General features: G+C 75.6%; 4 protein-coding genes. 3 read left to right on the top strand and 1 reads right to left on the bottom strand.

Translation table 11 applies throughout. The features are described from left to right. Positions 1 to 1,080, bottom strand: a 1,080-nt coding sequence (locus ACWJ6R_RS30615; protein WP_449065556.1) for a sensor histidine kinase, incomplete at its 3' end; no start/stop codon positions are given. A 262-nt stretch (positions 1,081 to 1,342) separates the two neighbouring features. On the opposite strand from ACWJ6R_RS30615, the gene ACWJ6R_RS30610 reads away from it, so the two are divergent. From ACWJ6R_RS30610 to ACWJ6R_RS30600, 3 genes are all read left to right on the top strand, one after another. Further along, positions 1,343 to 1,984 (top strand): DedA family protein, encoded by a 642-nt coding sequence (locus tag ACWJ6R_RS30610; protein ID WP_449065555.1) that lies wholly within the window; start codon positions 1,343 to 1,345, stop codon positions 1,982 to 1,984. Between the two features lie 769 nt (positions 1,985 to 2,753). Further along, a complete protein-coding gene (locus ACWJ6R_RS30605; RefSeq protein WP_449065554.1) occupies positions 2,754 to 3,092 on the top strand; it encodes a hypothetical protein in 339 nt (112 codons plus the stop codon). A 287-nt stretch (positions 3,093 to 3,379) separates the two neighbouring features. Continuing rightward, positions 3,380 to 4,528: a glycosyltransferase gene (locus ACWJ6R_RS30600; RefSeq protein ID WP_449065553.1), complete on the top strand. Its 1,149-nt coding sequence runs from the start codon at positions 3,380 to 3,382 to the stop codon at positions 4,526 to 4,528. The last annotated feature ends 82 nt before the right edge of the window (positions 4,529 to 4,610 follow it).

The following is a 4,610-nucleotide window of genomic DNA, read 5'->3' as shown; positions in this document are numbered from 1 at the left end:
GCGCTCGCGCAGTCCCATCAGGCCCAGCCCGCCGCCGGGCGACCGCACGGCGGGGGCCGTCGCGCCGCCGGGCGCGGGGTTGGCCACGGCCAGTTCGATCCCGCCCGGTCCGGTGGCCACCTCGACCGTCACCGGGGCGCCGGGCGCGTGCTTGGCGACGTTGGTCAGCGCCTCCTGGACGATCCGGCAGGCCGTACGGTCGCGGAGCCCGCCCGCACCGCGCAGTTCCACCCGCATGCCGGAATCCCGCGCCCGGTCCACGATCCCGGCGACGCTCTCCGCCGCCGGGGTCAGCGGCGCCTCGCCGTCCTCGCGCAGGACGCCGATGACCCGGCGGAGGCGCTCGGTGGTGTCGGCGGCGGCGGCGCGCAGCTCCCCCGCCGCCCGGCGGTGCCGTTCGTCCAGGTCGGGCGCCATCTCCAGGGCGGCGGCCCGCAGGGCGATCAGCGCCAGGTCGTGGCCGATCGAATCGTGCATGTCCTGGGCGATGCGGTTGCGCTCGCGGAGCCGGACCTGACCGGCCACCAGGCGCCGTTCCCGGTCGTGCGCCTCGGCGCGCTGGCGCAGCAGCAGGCCGCCCGACCAGGGCAGGACCGAGCTGAACAGCACACCGGACAGGACGGGGAGCCAGAACCCGGGAACCGAGGGGTCGGGCTCCGGTCCGCAGGAGACGGCCAGGACGCACAGGACGCCCGTGCCCAGGATCGCGGTGTAGGCCAGCGCGGCGGGGCGGGCGCGGGCCGCCCGGCGGCCGACCCGGTGGCTGAGGATCGCGGTCGCGAGGGTGAACCCGTTCAGCGGGCCCAGCTTCACCGACTCGCCGATCCACGAGAGCTGGACGGTGGCCACCCCGTACCCGAGGTCCAGCGAGCCCGCGGCCAGGACCGTCAGCGCCGCGGCGAGCGGGGCCCGGCGGCGGGCGAGCACCGCGGCCGCCAGGATCACCGCGCCCGCCGAGACCCCCCGCGCCCAGCCGTCCGAGACCTCCCACCAGGTGATGAACGGCGGGGACGCGAGCAGCGGAGCGCACAGGACCGCCCAGATCAGCAGGTCCCGCCGGACCGACCGGGGAATCGTCACCCTGCGACGGTACAGGCGCGCCGATCACGTCTCCTCCGCCGGAGGTGCCGGATCCCCCTGACGAAAGTCAGGGGGGGGAGGGGGGCCGTTCGTGCGATGCCCGCCGACCGGCGGAACCGGCAGAATCCGTACGGTCGCCACGACGGAACCCTGAGGGATCTCAGGGGTGCCGCGCCGCCGGTTCAGGGATCATCCCGGTTGCCTGCGGAACCGCGGGCCGTCAGTGTGCCCTGGCAGATCCCCCTACGCATGGAGCTTCGTCGTGACCCAAGCCATCCTCGACGCGGTCCAGCAGGCGATGGCCTCGCCCTGGATCTATCTCGCGCTGTTCGCGCTGGCGATGCTCGACGGCTTCTTCCCGATCGTGCCCGCCGAGACGTCCCTCATCACGGCGGGCGTGTTCGCCGCCTCGACCGGCGCGCCGGACCTGGCCCTGGTGATCGCGGTGGGGGCGCTGGGCGCCTTCGCCGGCGATCACATCTCCTACGTCATCGGCCGGACCGCCAACGGCCGGCTGCGCGGCGGCCGGCGGACGGGCAAGGCCTTCACCTGGGCGGAGCGGGCGCTGGCCGAACGGGGCGGACTCGTCCTGGTGGTGGCCCGCTACATCCCCGGCGGCCGGACGGCGTGCACCCTGACCATGGGCGCGGTGGCCTACCCCCGCCGCTCCTTCGCCCTCTTCGACGCGCTCGCCGCCGTCTCCTGGGCCGTCTACTCCGCGCTGATCGGCTACGTGGGCGGCGCCGCCTTCGAGCACGACCCGATCAAGGGCCTGCTGCTCGGCCTCGGCATCGCCGTGACGATCACCGTGGTCGTCGAGGCGGTCCGGTACCTGCGGCACCGCCGGGCCTCCTTGCGGGAGGGGGACCGGGAGTCCGAGCCGGTCCTGGCCGCCTCCGACTGACCGGCGCCCATCGGCGCCCGCCGGGCATCGGCCGCCCGAGTGCGGCGATCGGCGGTGACCGGCCGGCGCCGCCGGGCCGCGTGACGGCCCGGCGGGCTCTCGCCCCTTCGGGGCGGATCTCAGGGATCTCCCGTGGAACTCAGGGCGATCCCCCATGGTTCCGGCGTCCCGGCCGCGGGACGCTGCCAGTGGTCCACCACACGACCTCGTCCGGACGCCTCCGCGAGACGTCACGGTCATCTCGCCATGTCTTGATCTGCTCTGGGAGGAGTGCGCATGACTGTGCTCGCGGTCGGATTGGCACTGGCGGGGTCGCTGTTCTTCGCGCTGGGCGCGGCGCTGCAGCAGTTCGAGGCGGCCCACGCATCCGGACCCGCGCTCCGCCGCCTGCTGCGCCGCCCCCGGTGGCTGCTCGGCGGCCTCGCGATCGGCGCGGGCACGGCCCTGCACATCGTCGCACTGAAGTACGGCCCGCTCACGGTGGTCCAGCCGATGGGCGTGGCCAGTCTCCTGTTCGCCCTGCCCTGCGCCGCCGCGCTGCGGCACCGCAGGCCGCGGCCCGGTGAGCTCGCCTCCGCCGCGGTGATCGCGATCGGGCTGATGGGCCTGGTCCTGGTGGTGCCCGAGCACACCGGATCGCCGTACCTCGGCACCGGGGAGGCGGCGGTCCTGCTCGGGGGCGCGGCCGCCGTGTCCCTGGCGCTGTGGGCCGCCGGGCGGCGGTCCTCCCCCCGCCGCGCGGGCCGCGCTGCTCGCGACCGGGGCGGGCGTGCTGTACGGCGCGACCGCCACGCTCGCCCGGGTGCTGATCGACGGCAACTGGGAGCCCTGGTTCCTGGCGGCCGTCCCGGTGCCCGCGCTGCTCGCCCTCGTCCTGCTGCAGCGCGCCTACGCCGTCGGCCACTTCGGCGTCGCCTTCGCCGCGCTGCAGGTGACCGATCCGCTCACCGCCGTCGCCTTCGGCGCCCTCCTGCTGGGCGAGCCCCTGCCCACCGACGCGGTGAGCGCGCTCGTCGCCCTGGCGGCCGGCGCGCTCGCCGCCGCCGGGACCGTCGCCCTGGCCCGGAGCAGCCCGATGTCACCCGCCCCCGGACTGCCGGCCCGATGACCCCTGCCGACCCGGTCGAAGCCGGCCGAATCGACCTCGTCCCGTCTGAGGACCGCTGAACCCCTCCGCAACCGAATCGACCTCATCCCTCCTGAGAACCACCGAACCCCTCCGAATACGGCAGAACACCAATGAACGGAGCCCCTCCCGTGGTCATGTCCCCCTCCATGCTCCCCTCCTCCGCGCCCGCCTCTGTGCCCTCCTCTGTGCCCTCCTCTGTGCCCTCCTCTGTGCCCTCCTCTGTGCCCGCCTCCGCACCGGGCTCCTCCGGCACCCGGCCGTGCCGGGTGCTGATCGGGACCGACACCTACCCGCCGGACGTGAACGGCGCCGCCTACTTCACCCACCGGCTGGCCCGGGGCCTCGCCCGGCGGGGCAACGACGTGCACGTGGTCTGCGCCTCGGAGACCGGCCCGGCCAGGACCGAGCACGTCGACGGGGTGACCGTGCACCGGCTGCGCTCGGCGCCGCTGCTCGTCCACCCGACCATGCGGATCTCGGTTCCGGCCAGGCTCGACCGGCTGGTCGCCGCGATCGCCCCGGACGTGGTCCACGTCCAGGGGCACTTCGTGGTCGGCCGCGCGGCGATCTCGGCCGCCCGGCGGGCGGGCGTGCCCGTGGTCGCCACCAACCACTTCATGCCCGACAACCTCTTCCAGTTCGCGCACGTCCCCGAGCCGCTCCGGGACCGGGCGGGCGACCTGGCCTGGCGCGACTTCAACCGGGTCTTCTCCCGGGCGGACCGGGTCACCACCCCGACCCGCATCGCGGCCGGGCTGCTCGCCGGCAAGGGCTTCACCCGCCCCGTGGAGCCGGTCTCCTGCGGCATCGACCTCGGCCGGTTCCGGCCTCGCAAGGAGCCCCGGGCGTGGGCGCGCAAGGCCATGGACCTGCCCGACCGCCGGACCGTGCTCTTCGTCGGGAGGCTGGACGAGGAGAAGCGGCTGGACGAGCTCATCCGCGCGCTGCCGTACGTCCTCAACGGGACCGACGCGCAGCTCGCGCTGGCCGGCACCGGCGGGCGGCGGGCCTCGATGGAGCGGCTGGCGCAGCGCATCGGCGTCGGCGACCGCGTCACCTTCCTGGGGTTCGTCCCGGACGACATGCTGCCCGACGCCTACGCCGCCGCCGACGTGTTCGCCATGCCGGGCACGGCCGAACTGCAGAGCATCGCCACGCTGGAGGCGATGGCCGCCGGGCTGCCGGTGGTCGCCGCCGACGCGATGGCCCTGCCCCACCTGGTCCGGCCCGGGGAGAACGGCCACCTGTACCGCCCCGGCGACGTCCACGGGCTGGCCCGCCACCTGACCGCGCTGCTCGACTCCCCGGACCTGTGCGCCGCCATGGGGACGGCGAGCCGCGCGATCGCCCTGACCCACGACCACCAGACCTCCCTGGCCCGGTTCGAGGAGATCTACCGGGAGGTGGCACGGTGAGCCGCCGGGACGTACGGCACCGGCCCGGCGAGGGGCCGGGCAGGGGGCGGGGCCCCGGCGGCGGGGATCCCGGCAGGGGCGG

Source organism: Planomonospora algeriensis (genome assembly GCF_977012225.1).
This window is presented reverse-complemented; position numbering and strand designations above follow the sequence as displayed.